The 281-nt window shown below is 42.0% G+C and carries 1 protein-coding gene; it reads right to left on the reverse strand.

Annotated elements, in window-relative coordinates:
* The coding region (locus AOA60_RS23860; RefSeq protein WP_256592876.1) for an asparagine synthase-related protein at positions 1–281 on the reverse strand (281 nt) is incomplete at both ends.

Below are 281 nucleotides of genomic sequence, written 5' to 3' on the forward strand. Positions count from 1 at the left end.
GTTTTTAACTTGTTTCTGTTCTGCTCTTCAAAAAAGTTAGAGGCTATCGCAGTAATGGCACTTGAATCAACTCCCCCTGACAGGAAGGTACATACTGGAACATCTGAAACTAATTGTCTTTCTACCGTATCCTTAAATAGTCCTCGAATTTTTTCCGCTGTTTCCTCTACGTTATCTGTGTGCTTTTCACTCTTCACCTGCCAGTATCTCCTTATTTCCACACCCTCAAGGGATACGCGCATCCAGTGAGCAGGTCTTAATTCCTGCATCCCTTTATAAAC

This window comes from Pseudomonas sp. 2822-17 (assembly GCF_002742485.1).
Classification (GTDB): domain Bacteria; phylum Pseudomonadota; class Gammaproteobacteria; order Pseudomonadales; family Pseudomonadaceae; genus Aquipseudomonas; species Aquipseudomonas cyclaminis.